This window comes from Gaoshiqia sp. US2, from assembly GCF_059705485.1.
This window is the reverse complement of the sequence record NZ_AP048550.1, coordinates 524,002-544,362: the sequence shown is the minus strand read 5'-3', so window position 1 is coordinate 544,362 and position 20,361 is coordinate 524,002. Positions and strand designations below refer to the sequence as shown.

General features: G+C 47.5%; 20 protein-coding genes. 12 read left to right on the top strand and 8 right to left on the bottom strand.

Annotation, left to right across the window (positions count from 1 at the left end; translation table 11 throughout):
• Positions 1-128: 128 nt before the first annotated feature.
• The gene (locus tag AC6H3C_RS02155; protein WP_497518941.1) at positions 129-827 is read left to right on the top strand and encodes a basic secretory protein-like protein; all 699 of its coding nucleotides are present in this window, start codon (positions 129-131) and stop codon (positions 825-827) included.
• A 90-nt stretch (positions 828-917) separates the two neighbouring features.
• Here AC6H3C_RS02155 and AC6H3C_RS02150 read toward each other — a convergent pair whose 3' ends face one another.
• Positions 918-1,592 (bottom strand): Crp/Fnr family transcriptional regulator, encoded by a 675-nt coding sequence (locus AC6H3C_RS02150; protein ID WP_497518939.1) that lies wholly within the window; start codon positions 1,590-1,592, stop codon positions 918-920.
• Between the two features lie 80 nt (positions 1,593-1,672).
• Here AC6H3C_RS02150 and AC6H3C_RS02145 point away from each other — a divergent pair, with 80 nt between their 5' ends.
• Entirely contained in the window at positions 1,673-2,566 is an 894-nt protein-coding gene (locus AC6H3C_RS02145) for an ATP-binding protein (protein WP_497518938.1), read from the top strand.
• Positions 2,567-2,786: 220 nt separating this feature from the next.
• Entirely contained in the window at positions 2,787-4,445 is a 1,659-nt protein-coding gene (hcp, locus tag AC6H3C_RS02140) for a hydroxylamine reductase (RefSeq protein ID WP_497518936.1), read from the top strand.
• A gap of 131 nt (positions 4,446-4,576) precedes the next feature.
• Here hcp and AC6H3C_RS02135 read toward each other — a convergent pair whose 3' ends face one another.
• Genes AC6H3C_RS02135 through AC6H3C_RS02125 form a run of 3 tightly spaced genes read right to left on the bottom strand, consistent with a single transcriptional unit; the run spans position 4,577 to position 5,936 of the window.
• A complete protein-coding gene (locus tag AC6H3C_RS02135; RefSeq protein ID WP_497518935.1) occupies positions 4,577-5,284 on the bottom strand; it encodes an aromatic aminobenezylarsenical efflux permease ArsG family transporter in 708 nt (235 codons plus the stop codon).
• Complete coding sequence (locus AC6H3C_RS02130) at positions 5,284-5,691, bottom strand: nitrophenyl compound nitroreductase subunit ArsF family protein (RefSeq protein ID WP_497518933.1); 408 nt, start codon at positions 5,689-5,691, stop codon at positions 5,284-5,286. The genes AC6H3C_RS02135 and AC6H3C_RS02130 overlap by 1 nt, the downstream gene beginning before the upstream one ends.
• Positions 5,688-5,936, bottom strand: a complete 249-nt coding sequence (locus AC6H3C_RS02125; RefSeq protein WP_497518931.1) for a thioredoxin family protein — start codon at positions 5,934-5,936, stop codon at positions 5,688-5,690. The genes AC6H3C_RS02130 and AC6H3C_RS02125 overlap by 4 nt, the downstream gene beginning before the upstream one ends.
• 270 nt (positions 5,937-6,206) lie before the next feature.
• On the opposite strand from AC6H3C_RS02125, the gene AC6H3C_RS02120 reads away from it, so the two are divergent.
• The 9 genes from AC6H3C_RS02120 to AC6H3C_RS02080 all read left to right on the top strand — a co-directional run bounded on the left by AC6H3C_RS02120 (position 6,207) and on the right by AC6H3C_RS02080 (position 17,253).
• Entirely contained in the window at positions 6,207-9,266 is a 3,060-nt protein-coding gene (locus AC6H3C_RS02120; protein ID WP_497518929.1) for a protein O-mannosyl-transferase family, read from the top strand.
• Complete coding sequence (locus AC6H3C_RS02115; RefSeq protein WP_497518927.1) at positions 9,266-9,913, top strand: polysaccharide deacetylase family protein; 648 nt, start codon at positions 9,266-9,268, stop codon at positions 9,911-9,913. Before AC6H3C_RS02120 ends, AC6H3C_RS02115 begins: the two co-directional genes overlap by 1 nt.
• A gap of 52 nt (positions 9,914-9,965) precedes the next feature.
• Positions 9,966-11,237, top strand: coding sequence for a phosphoribosylamine--glycine ligase (gene purD, locus AC6H3C_RS02110; RefSeq protein ID WP_497518926.1), 1,272 nt, complete (start codon positions 9,966-9,968; stop codon positions 11,235-11,237).
• A gap of 85 nt (positions 11,238-11,322) precedes the next feature.
• On the top strand, positions 11,323-12,306 hold the full coding sequence (locus AC6H3C_RS02105) for a DUF6427 family protein (RefSeq protein WP_497518925.1): 984 nt from the start codon (positions 11,323-11,325) through the stop codon (positions 12,304-12,306).
• Positions 12,307-13,371: a carbamoyltransferase N-terminal domain-containing protein gene (locus AC6H3C_RS02100; RefSeq protein ID WP_497518924.1), complete on the top strand. Its 1,065-nt coding sequence runs from the start codon at positions 12,307-12,309 to the stop codon at positions 13,369-13,371.
• Positions 13,353-13,955: a carbamoyltransferase C-terminal domain-containing protein gene (locus AC6H3C_RS02095; protein WP_497518923.1), complete on the top strand. Its 603-nt coding sequence runs from the start codon at positions 13,353-13,355 to the stop codon at positions 13,953-13,955. Before AC6H3C_RS02100 ends, AC6H3C_RS02095 begins: the two co-directional genes overlap by 19 nt.
• 132 nt (positions 13,956-14,087) lie before the next feature.
• Positions 14,088-15,335: an aspartate kinase gene (locus tag AC6H3C_RS02090; RefSeq protein ID WP_497518922.1), complete on the top strand. Its 1,248-nt coding sequence runs from the start codon at positions 14,088-14,090 to the stop codon at positions 15,333-15,335.
• Positions 15,336-15,456: 121 nt separating this feature from the next.
• A complete protein-coding gene (locus tag AC6H3C_RS02085; RefSeq protein ID WP_497518921.1) occupies positions 15,457-15,945 on the top strand; it encodes a hypothetical protein in 489 nt (162 codons plus the stop codon).
• 12 nt (positions 15,946-15,957) lie between these two features.
• Positions 15,958-17,253 carry an efflux RND transporter periplasmic adaptor subunit gene (locus tag AC6H3C_RS02080; RefSeq protein ID WP_497518919.1) on the top strand — a complete coding sequence of 432 codons (1,296 nt, stop codon included), beginning with the start codon at positions 15,958-15,960 and terminating at the stop codon, positions 17,251-17,253.
• A gap of 46 nt (positions 17,254-17,299) precedes the next feature.
• Here AC6H3C_RS02080 and AC6H3C_RS02075 read toward each other — a convergent pair whose 3' ends face one another.
• From AC6H3C_RS02075 to AC6H3C_RS02060, 4 genes are all read right to left on the bottom strand, one after another.
• On the bottom strand, positions 17,300-17,491 hold the full coding sequence (locus AC6H3C_RS02075) for a hypothetical protein (RefSeq protein WP_497518918.1): 192 nt from the start codon (positions 17,489-17,491) through the stop codon (positions 17,300-17,302).
• A 214-nt stretch (positions 17,492-17,705) separates the two neighbouring features.
• Positions 17,706-18,488 carry a tryptophan synthase subunit alpha gene (trpA, locus tag AC6H3C_RS02070; protein ID WP_497518917.1) on the bottom strand — a complete coding sequence of 261 codons (783 nt, stop codon included), beginning with the start codon at positions 18,486-18,488 and terminating at the stop codon, positions 17,706-17,708.
• 32 nt (positions 18,489-18,520) lie between these two features.
• Positions 18,521-19,702: a tryptophan synthase subunit beta gene (trpB, locus tag AC6H3C_RS02065; protein ID WP_497518915.1), complete on the bottom strand. Its 1,182-nt coding sequence runs from the start codon at positions 19,700-19,702 to the stop codon at positions 18,521-18,523.
• Positions 19,703-19,713: 11 nt separating this feature from the next.
• Positions 19,714-20,349, bottom strand: coding sequence for a phosphoribosylanthranilate isomerase (locus tag AC6H3C_RS02060; RefSeq protein WP_497518914.1), 636 nt, complete (start codon positions 20,347-20,349; stop codon positions 19,714-19,716).
• Positions 20,350-20,361 lie beyond the last annotated feature (12 nt).

Below are 20,361 nucleotides of genomic sequence, written 5' to 3'. Positions count from 1 at the left end.
TGATTTCACGTTCAGAAGGCAGAAAAATAATAAAGTTTTGTTAAAGCATAAATTTTATGAGTAAATAAACGGGCAAAACCGTATTGGAAATGTAGATTTATAACAAACAACTAAAACAGTAAGCAGAGATGAAGACAAAAAGTATGTTGTTCATGGTAGCGGTGTGTTTGGCAATACCGTCATTCACCTGTTCTCAACCGGCAAAAAATGAGGGCTATCTGTCCAAAGATTCAATCAGCCGTAAAGGTTATACGTTGATTTATATCAATAAGGCAGAAGGCTTTAGCCCGGAGGTTGGGGAACGATTGAAGGAAACATTTTTTGAGGTTTATCCGGAACTGGTCAAACAGTTCAATAAAAAATCAACGCGTAAAGTAACTTTTCTGATTGACCCGGCTTATGATGGTGTTGCGGCCACTTCAGCCGATCAGGTGGTATACAGTCCGAAATGGTTTGCCGCTCATCCCGGCGATATTGATGTGGTGACACACGAAGTGATGCATATTGTGCAGGCATATGGCCGTACGCCCGGTCCGTGGTGGGTAACGGAAGGCATTGCCGACTATGTCCGGTTTAAATATGGAGTCGACAATGCCGGCGCCGGATGGAGTTTACCCGACTTGACAGAGAAGCATCATTACACCAACTCTTACCGCATTACGGCCCGTTTTTTTGTATGGCTCGAAAAACACAAGGACAACAAGTTGATCAAGAAACTCGATCAACAGATGCGTGATCATTCATACACCGATGAAAGCTGGAACGAACTGACCGGCCAAACCATTGACGAGCTTTGGAATGAATACAAGCGCAATGCTGCCATATAATTGAACCGGCTCCGGTATAACCGTTGATAAAAACAGAACCGGTCTTTTTCTGCCGGTTCTAAACAGATCCCCGGGCTTATGAGCTCAACATTAACCCTTTAGTAAGTCATTCATTTTCTGTTTATCCAGGATCCGGACGGTACGTCGTTGTACTTCAATGTAACCTTCCTGGTCCAGCTCGCCCATCGCCCGTGCCAGGGCGGGGCGTGTAACACCGAAAAACTCGGCCAGTTCGGCCTGTGCGAGCGGCAGTTCAACAATGGCCAGGCGGTCGCCGGCCAAATCGAGCAGGTAATGCGCAATCTTTTGGCGAATGGTTTTAAATGATAAAAACTTGATTCGCTGCGATAGAAATTGCGCCCGCGACGAGATGGAATTCAGGTAGTTAGTCAGCAGACGCTGGTCTTTTTGCAGGAGTTTCAGAAACTCGGGCTTCGAAATATACAACAGCTCTACCGGGCTGTTGGCAATTACTGTCACGGGAAACCGGTTGTTTTTTCCAAACAGGAAGGCTGCCGCCAGCGGACGGGGGGCTTCAATATCTTCAATCTTAATGGTTTTACCCGTGTAATCGGCCATTTCACCTTTTACGCTTCCCGATAATACAATAATCAGCTTATTGCATTCATCTCCGGCATGGACAATCAGGCTGTTTTTTGTGAAGCTGTGGACCTGAAGATGAATTTCTCCCAGGATATTTTCAATCCGGTCGGCCGGAAGGCCCATAAAAACGGGCGATTTGCTTAGTAAATCAAAATCAATCATAAAAATGCGGTTTTTGTAACAAATGATACAAAACAGGAAACAGCCGGCCGTTACTTTTGTTTCAGAAATAAAAAGAAAAAATGATGATACGCGAAATAGTAAAGATCGATGAAGAGTTATGTGACGGTTGTGGATTATGTATTCCGAATTGTCACGAGGGAGCGTTGCAGGTGATTGATGGCAAGGCACGGCTCATTAGCGAGCTGATGTGTGACGGGTTGGGAGCCTGCCTTGGTCATTGCCCGCAAGGGGCGATTGAGATTGAAAAGCGCGAAGCCGAAGAATATGACGAAGTCGCGGTGATCAAACAAATGATACCCAAAGGCGAAAACCTGGTGATTGCACACCTCAAACACTTAAAAGATCATGGCGAAATTGGCTTTCTCCAGGAGGCTGTACGTTATCTGAAAGCGCACGAAGACGAGTTGGAACTGGATGTTCGTTACATCACCGGCCAGGTGCATAACAGTAAACCGCAGGCCGAAGCGGCATCGGGATGCGCGTCGGGAGGTTGCCCGGGATCGGCCCCGGTGAGCTTCGAGCGGCCGGCCTTTGTGATGGCCCCGCAAGCAGCCCCGGCCACTGCCGGACAATCTGAACTGCAGCAGTGGCCGGTACAAATGCACCTGATTAACCCCGCTGCCGGATACTTTCAGGGAGCAGACCTACTGATTGCCGCCGACTGTGCTGCCTTTGCGCACGGCGATTTTCACCGCACCTTTTTGAAGGGAAAAAAGCTGGTCATCGCCTGCCCGAAACTGGACTCAGGAAAAGAAATTTATGTCGAAAAAATACGCCGGTTAATCGACGAATCGCGGGTAAACACCATTACCCTGGTCATTATGGAAGTGCCCTGCTGCGGCGGCCTCACCCAGTTGGTGCAAATGGCTGCTCAGCAAGCCGGACGAAAAGTACCGGTAAAAGAAATTGTAGTAGGTATCAAAGGTGATGTGTTAATGGAAGAGTGGGTTTAGTTGGATCGCCGGGAACAGTCAGATTCCCGGCTTTTTTCTTCCTTTCACCCCGAAAAATCAAAAAAATCATCGAAGAACTTGTTCCCCGGCCACAACGGCTGAGGAACAACAGATGCAATCTTGTTCAGGACGGACCGGATGGCTTTGTTGCGGCTTCAGCCGTATCGGGAGTTCTTTGAAAAAAATATAAATCGTTTAATCAGAAAGTTATAAGTGAGTTATGGAGAACATGTTTTGTTATCAGTGCCAGGAGGCCTCAAAAGGAATTGGATGTACGATTAAAGGAGTATGCGGAAAACCCAGCGATGTGGCTAACCTGCAGGATACCCTGCTATTCGTTTTAAAAGGCATTTCAATCCTGAATACCCAATTGAAAACCGTTGGTCAAACCGACAAACAGGTAAATAAAGTGGTTTTCGACGGCCTTTTCAGCACCATTACCAATGCTAATTTTGATCACACGGCTTTTGTCATCCGCATTAAAAAAGCGCTGAAATTGCGGGACGAGTTAAAAGGAAAAGTGGCTGCCGCCGGGATGCTGATTGGCGATCATGAGTCGCTGCACTGGACAGCCAAAACAGGTGAAGAGTTTGAAGCCAAAGCGCTTGAAGTGGGTATTTTGAGTGAGAAAAATGAAGACATCCGTTCGTTGAAAGAGCTGATTATTTACGGGTTAAAAGGTTTGGCAGCTTATGCCGAGCACGCGTATAACCTGGGACACGAAAAACAGGAAATTTTTGACTTCCTGCAGGAAACCCTGGCAGCAACCACCAAAGACCTTTCGGTGGATGAGTTGGTTGGCCTGACGCTGGAAACCGGCAAGTTCGGGGTCGATGTGATGGCCCTGCTCGACACCGCAAATACCTCGTCTTTCGGCAATCCCGAAGTCACCAAAGTAAACATTGGCGTACGCAACAACCCGGCGATCCTGATCTCGGGTCACGACCTGAAAGACCTGGAAGACCTGCTGAAACAAACCGAAAGCACCGGCGTGGATGTGTACACGCACAGCGAAATGTTGCCGGCCAACTATTACCCGGAATTCAAAAAATATAAACACCTGGCCGGAAACTACGGAAATGCCTGGTGGAAGCAAAAGGAAGAGTTCGAATCGTTTAACGGACCGATCCTGTTCACCACCAACTGCATTGTTCCCCCATTGGAAAATGCGACTTACAAAGACCGCATTTACACCACCGGGGCCAGCGGTTTGACCGGCTCATTGCATATTGCCGACCGTAAGCCGGGCGGGATGAAAGACTTTTCAGTGATTATTGAACATGCGAAACGATGCGCTGCCCCAATCCAGATCGAGGAAGGTGAAATCATCGGCGGATTTGCACACAACCAGGTTTTTGCCTTGGCCGAACCAATTGTTGAGGCGGTGAAAACCGGCGCCATCCGCAAGTTCTTTGTCATGGCCGGTTGCGACGGACGCATGATGAGTCGCGAGTACTACGAAGAGTTTGCTGCCAAATTACCGCAGGATACCGTCATCCTGACTGCCGGTTGCGCCAAGTACCGTTACAACAAACTGCCTTTGGGCGACATCAACGGCATCCCGCGCGTAATTGACGCCGGACAATGTAACGACTCGTACTCGCTGGCTGTGGTCGCGTTAAAACTGAAAGAAATCTTCGGACTGGACGATGTAAACCAGTTGCCGATTGCCTACAACATTGCCTGGTACGAACAAAAAGCCGTGATTGTTTTGCTGGCGTTGCTGTACCTGGGGGTGAAAAACATTCACCTTGGGCCGACCTTACCGGCTTTCCTGTCGCCAAATGTGGCTGCCGTGCTGGTTGAGAACTTTGGAATTGCCGGCATCACCACGGTTGATGAAGACCTGAAATTGTTTCTGGAACCTGTTGAAGCATAAAAACCAAATGATTATATTTTGTGAGGGGGAATGATTGGGAAGATGGAGAGGGGGTGTCCGAAAGGGCGCCCTTTCATGTTTTTTGGGGAAATAATATGCGCCGGGTTTGCAGCAGCATCGATGGATATCTTTCAGAAAACCGGCAACAGGAAAACAAGCCGGTACAATCCGATACCGATAAACAGCACGGCGATCATCCGGCGCAACCAAAGCTCTGCATTCTTTATGCGGATAAACCAAGTATTGGCGCGTTCGATGGTAAAAGCAAACAGCCAGGAAAACAAAATCACCGGTATGCCGGTGCCTAAAGCAAAAAGCATTGGAAGAATGAGTCCGGATACGCTGCTGATGGTCATCGGAACGAGTAAGCCGAAATACATCACCCCGCTGTAGGAGCAAAAGGCCAGGGCAAATACAACTCCAAGTAAAAAATCATTCAGTAAACGATGCTTTTTTTTGCTTTCAACTTTCGCCGATAATCGTGTAAATGATGGAAAAAGCAAAGGAACGAGATCCAACATGACCAGGCCGATCAGGATCAGCAAGGGGCCAGTCAGTTTTTCGCCATAACGCGAAAGCAGGCCGGAAATATTCAGGGCATTGGCGCCGAAAAACAAAAACAAGGCGATGAACATATAAGTGAACGCCCTGCCCAGCGTGTAAATCAGGCCTCCCGCGAACACCCTTTTCCGGCTGGTTATGTCTTTGCTGATAAATCCGATGGCGGTGACGTTGGTTGTTAGCGTGCAGGGACCTAAGGCGGTAATCAGTCCAAGCAGGAAGGCCGACCAAAGCGGGAAGGTTGATTGATCGAATAAGTTGGTGAAATAGGTCTGCATCAGTATTGGTCGATTGTTTGTTCAAGAAGCATTTCCAGCTTGCCCGGGTTGCTAAGCGCATACAAAAAAGCTTCATTGGTCAGGTTGGTTTGTTCACCTTCTTTCAGAATAATCAGCGACTTGAAGACCACACCAAACCGGAGCGCAAATTCGGCTACTCCGGGATCATCGAGGTTAAACTGGCGGAAAACAAGCTCTCCCGACTTTACTTTTTCAGCGTATTTCCCTTCTAATTCACGTTTAACAATCGATTCAACGGCATTACAGGTTTCGCAACGCAGCGGGCTGCGAAAATAGTAAATGCCAATTTGTCCGGCTTCAGGGACAACGGGCTGGTCGCTTTTTACAGGCTGTTGATTATTGCAGGCCGGCAAACATAACATCAGGAAAAGAAACAGGTTCCTCATTTGGTTGTTTCAAGGTCGTTTAAAAAGCTTTTCAATTCGGTATAAGTCGGCAGCATGCCTGTCATCATCACTTTACCATCGATCACAAGAGCCGGAGTACGTGCTACCTGATAGCGCATGATTTCAGAAAGGTCTTCAACCTTACTGATTTGGGCATTCAGCTTAAGTTCATTCACGGCTTTTCTTACACGGTGTTCCAATCCGCGGCACTTAACACAACCTGCGCCTAACACCTTAATATCCATAGTTGTCATTTGTTTTTCGGGTAAAAATAGTTATTCTGTTTGTACCGCGATTTAAAAAAGTGTTAATACCTGTTGTTTTATGGGCTGTTAAAAACGCTTAATTTCAACTTCTGACTGGTCTCTGTTGAAAGAATATACTATCTTCGCAAACATAAAAAATGACAGGCCGCGCAAACTGTTGCGGCGAAAATACCAAGGCCGGTTAACGGACAATATTTTAGGCGTACTGCCTGGCAGGGCCAAACCGAATAGAAATAAAAAACGATCCAGATGAAGAACTACAAATTTCTGAATCTTGTCACGGGTTGGGTGACATTTTTAGTCGCAGCAGTAACTTACCTGCTCACCATCGAACCAACTGCCAGCTTCTGGGATTGCGGAGAGTTTATCACCACCTCGTATAAACTGGAAGTCGGCCACCCTCCCGGCGCTCCTTTCTTCATGATTTTAGGTAGATTTTTCACGCTTTTTGGCAACGCATCGCAGGCGGGTATGTTGATTAATGCCTTGTCGGCCCTGGCCAGCGCCTTTACCATACTGTTCCTGTTCTGGTCAATCACCCATTTAGCCAAAAAGCTGGTGGATGCCCGGGCAGAACTAAGCGCCGGACAAACCATCGCTATTTTAGCAAGCGGGCTTATCGGAGCCTTGGCCTATACCTTCTCCGACACCTTTTGGTTTTCGGCTGTTGAAGGCGAGGTTTACGCCTCGTCATCGTTACTGACAGCCATTGTTTTTTGGGCCATCCTGAAATGGGAAAATGTTGCCGATGAACCACATGCCAACCGCTGGATCATTTTAATTGCCTACATCATGGGGCTTTCTATCGGCGTGCACCTGCTTAACCTGCTGGCGATCCCGGCCATCGTGTTTGTTTATTATTTCAGAAAATATAAAGTGACCCGAAACGGGGTGATTGCCTGTTTCCTGGTTTCGCTTCTTATCCTGGGACTGATCATGTACGGAATTATTCCGGGAGTCGTGACCGTTGCTTCCTGGTTCGAGTTGTTGTTTACAAACAGCCTGCCCCTACCCTTTAATACCGGTGTGATTATTTACGCTGTTTTATTGATCGGGCTACTTGTTTACGGTATTTATTTTACCATACAAAAAAAACTGGTTTTGTGGAACACTGTCCTGGTTTCACTCGCGGTCATCCTGATCGGGTACTCTTCGTTTGCCATGATCGTGATCCGTTCGTCGGCCAACACGCCGATGGACCAGAACAGCCCGGATAATGTTTTCTCCCTGTTAGGTTACTTAAACCGCGAACAATACGGCGACCGGCCTTTGGTTTTCGGACAGTACTACAACACGCCGCTCGACAGCAAAACCCCCTATGTAAAAGGGAAACCGTATTATATTCAGAAAGACGGGAAATATGTGGTTGCCGATATGCGCCAGAAACCCAACTACGATTCCCGTTTTACCACTGTTTTCCCGCGCATGTGGAGCCGTCAGGATGACCACATCCGCGATTATAAAAGCTGGGCAGGTATAAAAGGGAAACCGGTACGAATAACCGGGGATGAAGGGAAACCGGAGGTCGTCGAAATGCCTACCTTTGGCGAAAACCTGACCTTCTTTATGCGTTACCAGGTGGTCCATATGTATTTCCGCTACTTTATGTGGAACTTTGTCGGACGGCAAAACGATATCCAGGGACATGGCGACATCCTCAACGGAAACTGGATCAGCGGGATTGATTTTATTGATTCGGCCCGTTTGGGCGATCAGAAAAAACTGCCCGACAACCTGAAAAACAATAAAGGGCGGAACACCTATTATTTTCTGCCGCTGTTGCTGGGACTGATCGGTGCATTTTTTCACTATAAACGCAACCAGAAAGATTTTTGGGTCGTCATGCTGCTCTTTTTCATGACCGGTTTGGCCATTGTGATTTACCTGAACCAATATCCGCACCAGCCTCGCGAACGGGATTACGCCTTTGCCGGATCGTTTTATGCTTTTGCCGTGTGGATTGGCCTTGGGGTGCTGGCCCTCGCTGAAGGATTAAAACGCTGGATGCCCGAGACCGTGAGCGCGACCGCGGTTACATTGGTTAGCCTGGCGTTGGTCCCCGGGATCATGGCCAGCGAAAACTGGGACGACCACGACCGCTCCGACCGGTATACGGCCCGCGACTTTGGGGCAAACTACCTGAACAGCTGCGATCGCAATGCCATTATCTTCACCAACGGCGATAACGATACCTTCCCGCTCTGGTATAATCAGGAAGTGGAAGGCGTGCGGACCGATGTTCGTGTCTGTAACCTCAGCTACCTGCAAACCGACTGGTACATCGACCAGATGCGCAGCAAGGCATACGAATCTGAACCGCTGCCTATTCTGTTTATGCACGATCAGTATGTGCAGGGCACGCGCGACGTGGTTTACCTACTGAACGACCCCCGCCTGAAAGGGGCTGTGGAATTGAAAAAAGCCCTCGACTTTGTTCGCGATGACAGTCCGCAAACCAAACTTTCGCAGGCCGGCAATGCATCCTATATCCCGTCCAAAAAACTGTTCATCCGGGTCGACAAAGAAGCGGTTATCCGCAATCGGGTAGTGCCGGAAGATATGTATGACCAGATTGTTGATACGATTTTCATCGACTTTGGTAACCGGAGTTACATCGTTAAGGATGAGTTGATGGTACTGGATATGATGGCGAATGCGAATTGGGAACGCCCGATTTATTTTGCCATTACCGTTGGTCGCGATAAATACCTGGGCTTACAGGACTATTTCCAGCTCGAAGGTTTCGCTTACCGGTTCACCCCGGTTAAAACGACCAGTTCAGGCTATTTCCCTGGTTCAGTTCATACCCAAAAAATGTATGAAAACCTGATGACGAAGTTTAAATGGGGAAATATGAATAAACCCGGAGTTTATATCGACGAAAATAACCAGCGGATGATGATGAATATCCGGAACAATTTCAACCGGTTGGCCGAGAGTCTGATCAGTGAAGGTAAAAATGACTCGGCCGTCCAGGTGCTCAACAGAAGCCTGGAATTAATTCCGCATCAGATCGTGTCGTATAATTATTTTTCACATCAGCTGGCCGAAAATTATTTTGCTGCCGGCGCTGCGGAAAACGGCTTATCATTGATGCAGGAAATGCACGAATCCTATAAAAACGACATGGATTATTACCTGTCGCTGCCCGATAAGTTTTTGCCGTCGGTGGATGAGGAGGTTCAGCGAATACTTTATTTCATGCGCGAAATGGCGGTCGTTTCGGCCAAATATGAACAAGAGGGGTTGTCGAAAGAAATTACCGAAAGCTTTAATAACTATTTAACGGTTTACAGTTCGCAGAGATAATGCAGCGCTTCGATCCCAGAATACGGTTACCTCAGTTTCTGACCCGGTACTTTCCCGGAGCCATCTGGAGGGCGCCTGCAAACGGGAATCAGGTTTTTCTGACTTTTGATGACGGGCCTGTTCCTGAAGTCACCCCCTGGGTGCTCGATTTGCTGAAAAAGGAACAAATTAATGCCTGTTTTTTTTGCGTGGGTGAAAATGTAATGAAATATCCCGAAATTTACCGTCGTATCCTGGAAGAAAGGCACCGGGTGGGAAACCATACCTTTAATCATTTGCAAGGGTTGAAAACCCCTGATGCGGATTATTTCAGTAATGTTGAAAAGGCAGCCGGTTACATTGAATCCCCTTTTTTCAGGCCGCCGCATGGCTGGATGAGGCGCTCGCAGTTCAGGCAGCTTAGGAAACAGTACCAGGTGGTGATGTGGGATCTGATCAGCCGCGATTACCGTAACGATGTAGGCCCGGAAACTATAGTCCGGAACGTGATGGACTTTGTCAGACCGGGCTCGGTGATTATTTTTCACGATTCATACAAGGCAAAAACAAACCTGTATAAGGCCTTGCCCGAGGTTATCCGGCAATTGAAGATGAAAGGTTACCAGTTCGGCGATTTGGCTCAGGTTGATACCAAAAATAACTGTTGAAGAAAAAAAACGACCGGATAAAGCGGGAATAGCTAAAAAAATACAGACGATCATGTTAAATATACTTGTTGTAGGTTCGGGTGGAAGGGAACATGCGATGGCATGGAAAATCAAACAATCCCCCAGGGTGAATCAGTTGTTTATTGCACCCGGTAATGCCGGTACAGCCCAGGTGGGCGAAAACATCCCGGTTGGCGTTTCCAATTTTGAAGGCTTGAAGAAAGTCGTATTGGAAAAGAAAATCGATCTGGTGCTTGTTGGTCCGGAAGTTCCGCTGGTGGAAGGAATACACGATTTCTTTCGGGCCGATGCAGACCTGAAACAAGTGAAAGTGGTTGGGCCGACAAAAGAAGGGGCGCAACTCGAAGGCAGTAAAGACTTTGCCAAAGCTTTTATGCAGCGTCATGGCATCCCGACTGCCGGATACCTGACAGTTTCGACAGCTAATTTACAGGAAGGCCTTGATTTTCTGGCGGGTTTGCAGGCGCCCTACGTGCTGAAAGCAGATGGTTTGGCGGCCGGCAAAGGTGTTCTGATTATCGATCGTTTGCCCGAGGCGCAGGCATCGCTCAAAGAAATGCTGAGCGGGCAATTCGGCTCCGCCAGCAGCAAAGTGGTTATCGAAGAATTTTTGTCAGGTGTCGAACTTTCGGTATTTGTTATAACCGATGGGAAAAATTACCGGATATTGCCTGAAGCCAAAGATTACAAACGCATCGGTGAAGGCGACACGGGTTTGAATACCGGGGGCATGGGAGCCATCAGTCCGGTTCCGTTTGCCGATCAGGCATTCATGAAAAAAGTGGAAGACCGGATCATTAAGCCGACGGTTGACGGGCTTCAAAAAGACAAGATCTCGTACAACGGCTTTATCTTTTTTGGATTGATCAACTGTGGTGGCGATCCCTATGTCATCGAATACAATGTGCGTTTGGGCGATCCCGAAACTGAAGCCGTGATGTTGCGTGTGAAATCGGATTTTGTTGATCTGCTGATGGCTGCTGCCGACGGTACGATGGCCTCGCAACAGATCGAAATAGACGAACGTTCGGCAGTTACCGTAATGCTGGTGTCGGGCGGTTACCCGGGCGATTACAAAAAAGGAATCCCGATGAGCGGATTTGAAGAAACGGAAAACAGTTTCCTCTTTCATGCCGGCACCAGGCAAAGCGGTGGGGAGGTCGTTACTGACGGAGGCCGGGTATTGGCGGTCAGCTCATACGGAAATCAGATGCAGGAAGCCTTGGCTCAATCGTATGCCAATGCTGCGAAAATCAAATACGAAGGCAAATATTACCGGAAAGATCTGGGTTTTGATTTGTAAACTGCCTGGGACAGATTTCGTAAAACGAATTTGTTGTTGTTCGCTGAACGATTGATAGTTACAAAAATACCTTTGAATTGAAAAAATGATACTCAGGTTTCTCAAAAGCAATCAGGCTTATCATTTTATACTGATTCCGCTCGTGACACTGGCTTTGTGGACAGGTTCGTACATCCGTCCCGATTTGTACCCGTACTTCGAGGGTGAAGCGAATATGTTGCTATACAAGCCGCTGCAGTCGCTGTTGTCCGGCTCTGAACTAATTGGCACAATGCTGGCTGCGGCTTTAGCGGTTTTATTGTCTTTTGTTATCTTACACCTGAATACAGCCTATGCCTGTATCCGTATCCGCACTTTTTTGCCATCCAACATTTTCATTCTCATTATTGGCGGGCTGTACACCATGCACCACCTGCACCCGGTTTATTTCGGGGCCTTGTTTCTGATGCTTTGTATCGACCGGATCTTTGGCGCCTACGAAAACCAAAACATTCACTCCAACGCATTCGATGCCGGTTTTTTCATCGGGCTGGGTTCGCTGTTTTATTTCAATCTTGTTTTTTACTTTCCGGCCATCTGGATTGGTTTTGTTCTGATCCGTAAAAGTCCGCAATGGCGTAATTTTGCATTACCCTTTGTCGGGTTTCTTTTACCCTGGTTGTTTGGCCTTTCGTATTACTTTCTGACGGATCAACTGGAAGAAATGCAAATAACGATTAGCCAGAACATTCTCACCTCAAACAACGATTTGTTCCTGAACATCCACATGCAGGTATTCGCCGGTTTTTTAGCCTTATTGACCCTGCTGGGCAGTTTTTTTCTGATTGGCCGCCTGGGCGAAAAGAAGATCAGCAGCCGTAAATATTTCCAGATACTGTTTGTTGTATTTGCCATATCGGTTGTCTTGTTGGTCATTGTTCCTGCGGTATCGCTCGAAGTTTTTGTGTTGATGGCCATCCCGCTTGCTTTTCTGATCTCCAATTACCTGATTTTTATGCGAAGCCGGTTTTGGTCTAACCTGTTTATCTCTATTTTTATCGGATTGGTCATTTACCTTCAGTTTGTTTAAATGGATTCCGAAAAGGCAACATTGGCAATTTACGGCATTCAGGACCGCGACGAATATGAGCACCCTTTTTATGTGCACGACCACAATCTGTGCATCATGCAGAACGGGCAGGTCAGGAAATTTCTTCAGCTTGAACGGATTACCCGGCAGAAAAGAGATAACCGCTTACATGAAAAGTTGCCCTCAATCCTGAGAGAAAGCAAGCTGCTGAACGAGGAGTTCGACCTGGTGTTTGTAGATAACGTTGTTGGCCGTACCTTTCTGACCAGGCAGGGAAATGTCCGTTTTGAGGCCCCGCTAACCCGCCTGCTGGCGACCGATCTGGAGGAAGGCGACTGCTGGTGGTTTGGCCGGAAAACAGCAGCCTGGGTCTTAAATCACGAGTTGGCGCACATCTTTAGTTGCGTGCCGTTTTTCGGAATGTTTAAGCCAAACAGCCTGCTGGTGCATTTTGACGGGGGCGCCAGTAAAAGTAACTTTTCGGCCTGGCTGTTTAAAAACGGGAAACTGATCAGGCATTCTGCCCACTGGGATTATCGCTACCTGACTTCTATTTTCAACGCCAACGCGTTTGTTTTTTCGGTGATTGGCGCCAAACTGAGCGAGCAAAACAGTGTTCCCGGGAAAATGATGGGCCTTGCAGGACACGGCGATTACAGGCTCGAAATCGAACGCTGGCTGAAGGAGCACGATTTTTTTGAAAACATCTGGAACAACAAGGCGGCCTTTTTCAAACAGGTAAAAAAAGACTGGAACATCGATTTGAGGTCCTTCAACCAAAAGCACCCTTTTATTCTTGATTGCATGGCCACCCTGCATGAGCTTTTTGTGCGCGAAACGGTTTTTGCCCTGAAAAAAATGCAACAGCAAACTGTTACCCGGAATCTCTATTATACCGGTGGTTGTGCGTTGAACATCACGGCGAATACGCGCCTGGTGAACGCCCTTTTTTTGATGGGGTGTACATTCCTCCGTGTACCGAAGATTCAGGACTGGCGCTTGGCGCCGCAGCCTTTGCCGAGTGGAGAAAACACGGAGAGCTCAGCTTGCATGCCCCTTTTCTGAATAATTGGGATTTGGAGGAATCGGGTTTTGACTATACAAAAGAAGATACGAACGAGGCGGCCCGGCTTCTGGTTGAGGGAAAGGTGCTGGGCCTTTGTAACGGGCCGGCCGAAGCGGGACCCCGGGCGCTGGGCAACCGCAGCCTGTTGTGCCTGGCCAATGATAAAATGCTGGCGCACAAGATCAGTATGCAGCACAAAGGACGCGAGTGGTACCGGCCCGTAGCTCCCGTTATGCTCGAAAAAAATGCCTGTTGGTTTACCGGCAAAACATCCATCCATCAGCTAAGCCAATATATGTTGCTCCAGTTTGATGTGCTTCCGGAAAGAAAACAGGAACTGGCAGGAGCTGTTCATGCCGACGGTACTTCGCGTATTCAAACCCTTTTCAGTCGCGAACAAAACCCTTATTTATGGGATTTGCTTAGCCTGCTCGATGAGAAATATAACATCAAAGCATTGATCAACACGTCATTTAACAGCAACGGCGAACCAATCGTCCATACGGCTGCCGATGCCTGGAGCTCTGCCCGTAAAATGGGAATCGACGGACTGGTGATTAACGGTAAATTGCAGGACTTTTGACGGCATTTGTTGGTCTGACGGCGGTGTCGAAGGAGCATTAAAATCTAACGATTTAACTACATTTGCATTGAAATAAAACACGGCGAACCGTGAGAATTACTTATTTTCGGTTGAATTTTAATTGTTTAGAGGATGAAAATATTCAAATTTGGAGGCGCGTCTGTCAGTTCGGCGCCGGCGATTAATAATGTTGCGGCGATCATCGATATGTACCCGGGCAAAAAAGTGATTGTCGTTTCTGCTATGGGAAATACCACCAACGAGTTGGAAGAACTGGTCAGGAGCTATTTCAAAAAAGATCATAAAGCATCAGCGATCCTGAACCGGATAAAAGAATATCACGATCAGATTATACGCGAACTTGGCCTGGAGGAAAACAGTCTGGGAAAGGTACACGAGCTGTTTGACGCGCTGAAAGGGCGCCTGGAGCGAACCCCCTCGCTTCAGTTTGATTACGAATACGACCAGGTGGTTTGTTTTGGCGAACTAATTTCGACAGCGATTGTTTCTGCATTTCTGAACCAAAACGGACAAAAAAATAAGTGGGTGGATATCCGGGAGAGTTTACGTACCGATGAAACCTACCGGGAGGCAATGATCGACTGGAAATGGTCGGAAATGCTGATCAATAACCTCTTCCGGTTTAATGAGTGCGAATTGTATGTCACCCAGGGTTTTATCGGATCGACCACCACCAACCAGACCACCACGCTGGGACGCGAAGGTTCCGACTTTACGGCAGCCATCCTGGGGAACCTGCTGAATGCCGAAAGTGTAACGATCTGGAAGAATGTGCCGGGTGTTTTAAATGCCGACCCGGTTGATTTTCCCGATACGGAGAAGCTGGAAGAGCTTTCCTATAAAGAAGCCATCGAGTTGGCTTATTCCGGAGCAAAAGTAATTCACCCGAAAACGATAAAACCGTTACGCAACAAGAATATTCCTTTGTTTGTCCGTCCGTTCGACTATCCTGAGCAGGCCGGTACGGTTATTCATGAGGTTGGCCACCAGCTTGACCTGGTTCCGGTGTACATTCTGAAAAAGAAACAGGCCCTGATTACCCTGTCGCCCGACGATTTCTCTTTTATTGGGATTGATGTGCTTTCGGAGGTTTTCGCGCTGTTTAAGAACCGGCGGATTAAGGTAAACCTCATTCAGCAATCGGCGATCGATCTGTCTTTGTGTATTGACGAACCGGAAGTCGGACTGGAATCGCTGGTAGTTGAGCTGGGCAAAAAATTTGACGTCAGGTACAACACCGGTTTGCTGTTGGCAACCATCCGTTTTTATACCGACGAGGCCTTGCTAAAAATGAAAAACAGCCGGCAAATCTTTATGGAACAAAAAAGCCGCCGGACAGCCCGCTTGGTTTTGAAATAGAACAAAGGGTGTGCGACCGAATTACTGGCGGTTTGTTATGTTCTGATTCAATCGTTTTGCTTAAATTGCATTAAATTTTTCAGACACATTCATGTATTGTCTATTCATAAAATGAATCGTTATGACACTTCCTGCCAGTAATTTGTACAAATTCTTTTCTGTTTTAGGACTGTTGATTTTTTTGTTTTGCGTATTTCTGCCGGTTTCATACCTTGAATTGAACAGGCGCGACCTCAACGAAAGCCGGCGAAAGCTCGAATACCTGTCGCAGGAGCGGGAGGCGGTGGTGGGGAAGATTAAAAGTTATGAGTTGAGCATCAGTTCGGCTGATAGCCTGGAAGTGGAAGAAGCAAGGGCGGCTTTTCCCGTAGAACTGATCAGCCAGTACCGCGATGAAATTGATCTGAGGACGCGCCAGATCAGGTTGGAAAATAATATTCTGGATGAACAGGAAGTGCGCGAAGGATACATCTGGTGGGGAGTTCTTGGATTTTTCGTATTAAGTCTCGCCTTGGTTTTTTACGGGCTGATTGGCTGGTACCTGAAAATACAACGACCGGTTAATATCCTGATGAAACGGAAAGTGGAGCAAAAAGTACTTGGACAATAAAAATACGCCGCCATGCAACAACGCCGGAAAAAGAAAAACAAATTGTTGCCTTTCCTGATCGGGACACTGATTGTCCTGATGATTATGCTGGTTATCGGTAAAAAGAAAGGTTGGTTCGGGAAAGACTTCGAGGTAAAGGTAATGACCCAGGTTGTTGAAAGCCGGACAATTACCGAGCTGATTACCGCTAACGGGAAGGTACAACCTAAAACCGAGGTGAAAATCAGTCCGGATGTGTCGGGTGAAATTATTGAGTTGTATGTTGAAGAAGGCGACGAAGTGGAGCAGGGAAAACTGCTGGTCATCATCAAACCCGATATGTACATTCAGGCGCTGAACCGGGCGCAGGCCAGCCTGAACTCGTCGAAAGCATACCTGGCCCAGACGCGGGCCCGATTCATTGAAAGTGAGCTGGCCTTTAAGCGGGCACAAAGCCTGTTCGATCAACAAGCCATTGCCCAGACTGACTTTGAAAGCGCCGAAGTGGCTTTCAAAATTGCCGAAGCTGAGGTTCGGGGCGCCGAATTTTCGGTGAAATCGGCCGAAGCCTCCGTGGCCGAAGCCGAAGAACAGTTGGTTAAAACCAAAATATATGCTCCCATGAAGGGAACTGTTTCGCGCTTAAATGTGGAGAAAGGAGAGCGGGTTGTGGGAACCAACATGTATGCCGGCACCGAGATGATGGTTGTGGCCAACCTGAACCAAATGGAGGTTAAGGTCGAAGTAAATGAAAACGATATTGTGAAGGTATCGAAAAACGATACCGCCCTGGTTGAAGTGGATGCTTACCTGAAGCGAAAATTCAAAGGAATGGTTACCGAGATTGCCAATTCGGCCAATACGCTGGGTACAAGTTCCGACCAGGTAACCACCTTTAATGTGAAAGTCCTTTTACTCGAATCGTCTTATCGCGACCTGACCGACAGCGCGGGGGTGAACCGTTATCCGTTTCGTCCGGGCATGTCGGCTACGGTGGACATTCAAACCGAAACCCGGAACAATGTGATCTCTGTCCCGATTCAATCGGTTACCACCCGGATGAAAAACGAAAAAGAACAGCCTGAATCTGCGCCTTCGGCGAAAGCCGAAGAAAAGGAGGAAATTGTATTTGTCGTCAGAGACGGCCGGTCGTGGAAACATCCGGTTGAAACCGGCATTCAGGATAACATGAATATTGAAATCGTCAGCGGATTGCAGGCCGGCGACGAGATCATCACCGGGCCATTCAACATGATTAACCGGACATTGAAGGACAGCATGCTGGTAAAAGTGGTTGACGAGAAGGAATTGTTTAAAGGAGGGAAATAACCCGATATTTTAAAAATACAAAAGCCCCGGATCCGGGGCTTCTTTGTTATGCAGCATTATGCGAAAAAACTTCATCAAGTACCTTGGGGTACATCTCTTTGAAGTTTTCGTTACACCACTTGATCAATTCATCGAGTTCGTTTGGTTCCATCCAGTTTACACACTTCATCAGCTCTTTTCGGAATAAATCGCGACTATAGCTGACCTTGGGCAAGATTACTTTTGCGTACTCAATCATGATTCTGAACTTTTAATTGTTACTTCTCTAAATTTAACAAACAGGGCATACATTTAGTGTGCTGAAAAATATAAGTTAACAAAGTTTAACAGCCGTGTTTCCATCTGTTTTGCCCTAATAACCTACTTCTCAGGATGATCAGTAAGCGTCTGGTTTCAATTGTTATAAAACATTCGGTTTAGCGAAACCCTTGCCCAAAAGAACGGCTTAATGATTAAGATGCGTTTAGAATATGATTAATAAAATTTGAAACTTTCTCACTCAACGATGAATTTTCATCCAGCGCTTTGACGAAGGCGCTGCCGATAATGGCTCCCTGTGCATATTTGCAGGCGTTTGCAAAAGTTTCGTGGTTCGAAATTCCGAAGCCGATGAGCCGCGGATTCTTCAGTTTTGTGTTTTGGATGCGCTCGAAATAATCGAGGTGAAAGTCGGAAACGCGACTTTTAACCCCGGTGGTCGACGAATTGGAAACCATATAGATGAATCCGGTTGACGCTTCATCGATTTCCCGGAGACGTTTTTCAGATGTTTGCGGTGTGATCAGCAAAATATGGTGCAGCCCGTAGCGCTCAAAAACCGGCTGATATTCTTCCTGATAAACATCCGGCGGCAGATCCGGGAGAATGAGCCCGTCGATACCAACCTCGGCGCATTTTTTACAGAAGGCATCAACCCCAAACTGGATGACCGGGTTCAGGTAGCCCATCAAAATGAGGGGAATGGTTACTTTCTCACGAATGTTCTGTAACTGTTCAAACAGTTTTTTGATGGTCATCCCGTTGTTCAGCGAAACCAGGCTGCTGTGCTGAATGATTGGCCCGTCGGCTACCGGATCGGAAAAAGGCATGCCAATCTCAATCAGGTCGACGCCGTTTCTGACCAATTCTTCGATGATTGAAACCGTGTCGTCCAGTTTCGGATAACCTGCCGTAAAGTAAACCGACAGGATATTTTCTTTTTTATTTTGAAATAGTTGGTTGATTCTGTTTTTCATGATAATCAGTTAAAGCCCTCGTTGATGAGGGATTAATACCCAAAATAACTTAAATACGCTTCCATGTCCTTATCTCCCCGACCTGAGAGGTTGATGACGTTCACGTCTTCCGGTTTCAGATCGATTTTTTTCAGCGCGGCCAGTGCATGGGCCGATTCCAGGGCCGGAATGATTCCTTCCAGTTGGGTGAGTTCCAGTGCGGCATCCAGCACTTCATCGTCGGTTGCCCACAGGTATTTGGCCCGTTTGGTGGCAAACAAATTGGCGTGCATGGGTCCGATGCCCGGGTAATCCAGTCCTGCAGAAATGGAGTAGGGTTCAATAATCTGCCCGTCGTCGGTTTGCATCACGTACGAGCGCGAACTATGCAGCACGCCGGGCCGGCCCAGGGTAAGCGTAGCGGCGCTCTCGTTGGTGTCGATGCCTTTCCCGGCTGCTTCAACGCCAATGAGCTCCACGCTTTCATTTTCCAGAAAATGGTAAAAGGCGCCGGCGGCATTGCTTCCTCCTCCCACGCAGGCCAGCACGCGGGTGGGCAGTTCGCGCCCGATTTGCTCGTCGAGCTGCCATTTTATTTCTTCGCTGATCACCGATTGAAAACGGGCCACCATATCCGGGTAGGGATGCGGACCCACCACCGATCCAATGATGTAGTGCGTATCCACCGGATTGTTGATCCAGTCGCGCATGGCTTCGTTGGTAGCGTCTTTCAGGGTTTTGTTCCCCGACTCGGCCGGGATGACCTGAGCGCCCAACATGTGCATTTTTTTCACGTTCGGAGCCTGACGTTGTACATCCAGCGCACCCATGTAAACAATGCACTCCAAACCCATCAGGGCGCAAACAGTCGCTGTGGCGACGCCGTGTTGCCCGGCCCCGGTTTCGGCAATGATGCGTTTTTTGTTTAAGGCCTTTGCCAGTAAAATCTGACCGATCGTATTGTTTATTTTATGCGAACCGGTGTGGTTCAGGTCCTCACGCTTCAGGTAAACGTGGCTTTGATAACGCTCGGACATGCGTTTGGCGTAATACAGCGGCGACGGGCGCCCGACATAGTGTTTTAACAGGTTGATAAAGTCTTGCCGAAAGTTGTAAGAATTGATAATCTCCATATACTTTTCCTGCAGTTCTTCAATATTCGGATGCATCATCTCCGGGATGAAGGCCCCTCCGAATTCTCCGTAATAACCTTTTCGATTGACTTGATAGTTCATATTCAGTATGTTTAATAGTTTCTTATTTTTTGGATAAAGGAGGCTGTTCTCACAGCATCTTTCAGGCCGGGTTCCAGTTCAAAGCTGCTGTTTATATCCAGGGCAAACAGTTGCGGATGATCAATTTCACGGATGATCCCGGCATCATCCGGTCCAATCCCTCCGCTCAGGAAAAAAGGGACCGGACCCCGGTAACGATTCAGTATTTTCCAGTTAAATTTTTCACCGGTACCTCCGGGCAACTTTCCTTTGGTGTCGAAAAGAAAATAGTCGACAGTTGAAAGGTATTCGTCCAATTGGCCGAAATCAAAATCATCATCCAACGAAAAGGCTTTAACAACCATCAACCCGAGTTCGCGGATTTCGCGACCGTATTCCGGCGATTCGGCCCCGTGGAGTTGGGCAACTTCCAGCCGGTACTTTTTGCAAATCGAAAGAAGCTGTTCCTTTTCTTCGTCAACAAAAACTCCCGCTTTTTTAATGCTTGAAGGAACCCGTTTAAAAATAGTTTCGTCCGGATTTTCTCCCACAAAGCGTTTTGATTTCGGGTAGAAAATAAAACCCATGAAGTCAGGCATGGCTGTACAAACAGCGTCGATATTCTCCGGGTTTCGCATTCCGCAAACTTTTATTTTCAGGTTTTTCATTTTTATCAGGCT

Coding starts and splice junctions, on each gene's coding strand:
- AC6H3C_RS02125 (WP_497518931.1), bottom strand. CDS start 5,936: ATGGATATTAAGGTGTTAGGCGCAGGTTGTGTTAAGTGCCGCGGATTG.
- AC6H3C_RS02145 (WP_497518938.1), top strand. CDS start 1,673: ATGATGATACGCGAAATAGTAAAGATCGATGAAGAGTTATGTGACGGT.
- AC6H3C_RS02150 (WP_497518939.1), bottom strand. CDS start 1,592: ATGATTGATTTTGATTTACTAAGCAAATCGCCCGTTTTTATGGGCCTT.
- AC6H3C_RS02130 (WP_497518933.1), bottom strand. CDS start 5,691: ATGAGGAACCTGTTTCTTTTCCTGATGTTATGTTTGCCGGCCTGCAAT.
- AC6H3C_RS02100 (WP_497518924.1), top strand. CDS start 12,307: ATGGATTCCGAAAAGGCAACATTGGCAATTTACGGCATTCAGGACCGC.
- AC6H3C_RS02085 (WP_497518921.1), top strand. CDS start 15,457: ATGACACTTCCTGCCAGTAATTTGTACAAATTCTTTTCTGTTTTAGGA.
- AC6H3C_RS02090 (WP_497518922.1), top strand. CDS start 14,088: ATGAAAATATTCAAATTTGGAGGCGCGTCTGTCAGTTCGGCGCCGGCG.
- AC6H3C_RS02115 (WP_497518927.1), top strand. CDS start 9,266: ATGCAGCGCTTCGATCCCAGAATACGGTTACCTCAGTTTCTGACCCGG.
- AC6H3C_RS02060 (WP_497518914.1), bottom strand. CDS start 20,349: ATGAAAAACCTGAAAATAAAAGTTTGCGGAATGCGAAACCCGGAGAAT.
- AC6H3C_RS02105 (WP_497518925.1), top strand. CDS start 11,323: ATGATACTCAGGTTTCTCAAAAGCAATCAGGCTTATCATTTTATACTG.
- trpA (WP_497518917.1), bottom strand. CDS start 18,488: ATGAAAAACAGAATCAACCAACTATTTCAAAATAAAAAAGAAAATATC.
- hcp (WP_497518936.1), top strand. CDS start 2,787: ATGGAGAACATGTTTTGTTATCAGTGCCAGGAGGCCTCAAAAGGAATT.
- AC6H3C_RS02135 (WP_497518935.1), bottom strand. CDS start 5,284: ATGCAGACCTATTTCACCAACTTATTCGATCAATCAACCTTCCCGCTT.
- AC6H3C_RS02080 (WP_497518919.1), top strand. CDS start 15,958: ATGCAACAACGCCGGAAAAAGAAAAACAAATTGTTGCCTTTCCTGATC.
- AC6H3C_RS02155 (WP_497518941.1), top strand. CDS start 129: ATGAAGACAAAAAGTATGTTGTTCATGGTAGCGGTGTGTTTGGCAATA.
- AC6H3C_RS02120 (WP_497518929.1), top strand. CDS start 6,207: ATGAAGAACTACAAATTTCTGAATCTTGTCACGGGTTGGGTGACATTT.
- purD (WP_497518926.1), top strand. CDS start 9,966: ATGTTAAATATACTTGTTGTAGGTTCGGGTGGAAGGGAACATGCGATG.
- trpB (WP_497518915.1), bottom strand. CDS start 19,702: ATGAACTATCAAGTCAATCGAAAAGGTTATTACGGAGAATTCGGAGGG.
- AC6H3C_RS02075 (WP_497518918.1), bottom strand. CDS start 17,491: ATGATTGAGTACGCAAAAGTAATCTTGCCCAAGGTCAGCTATAGTCGC.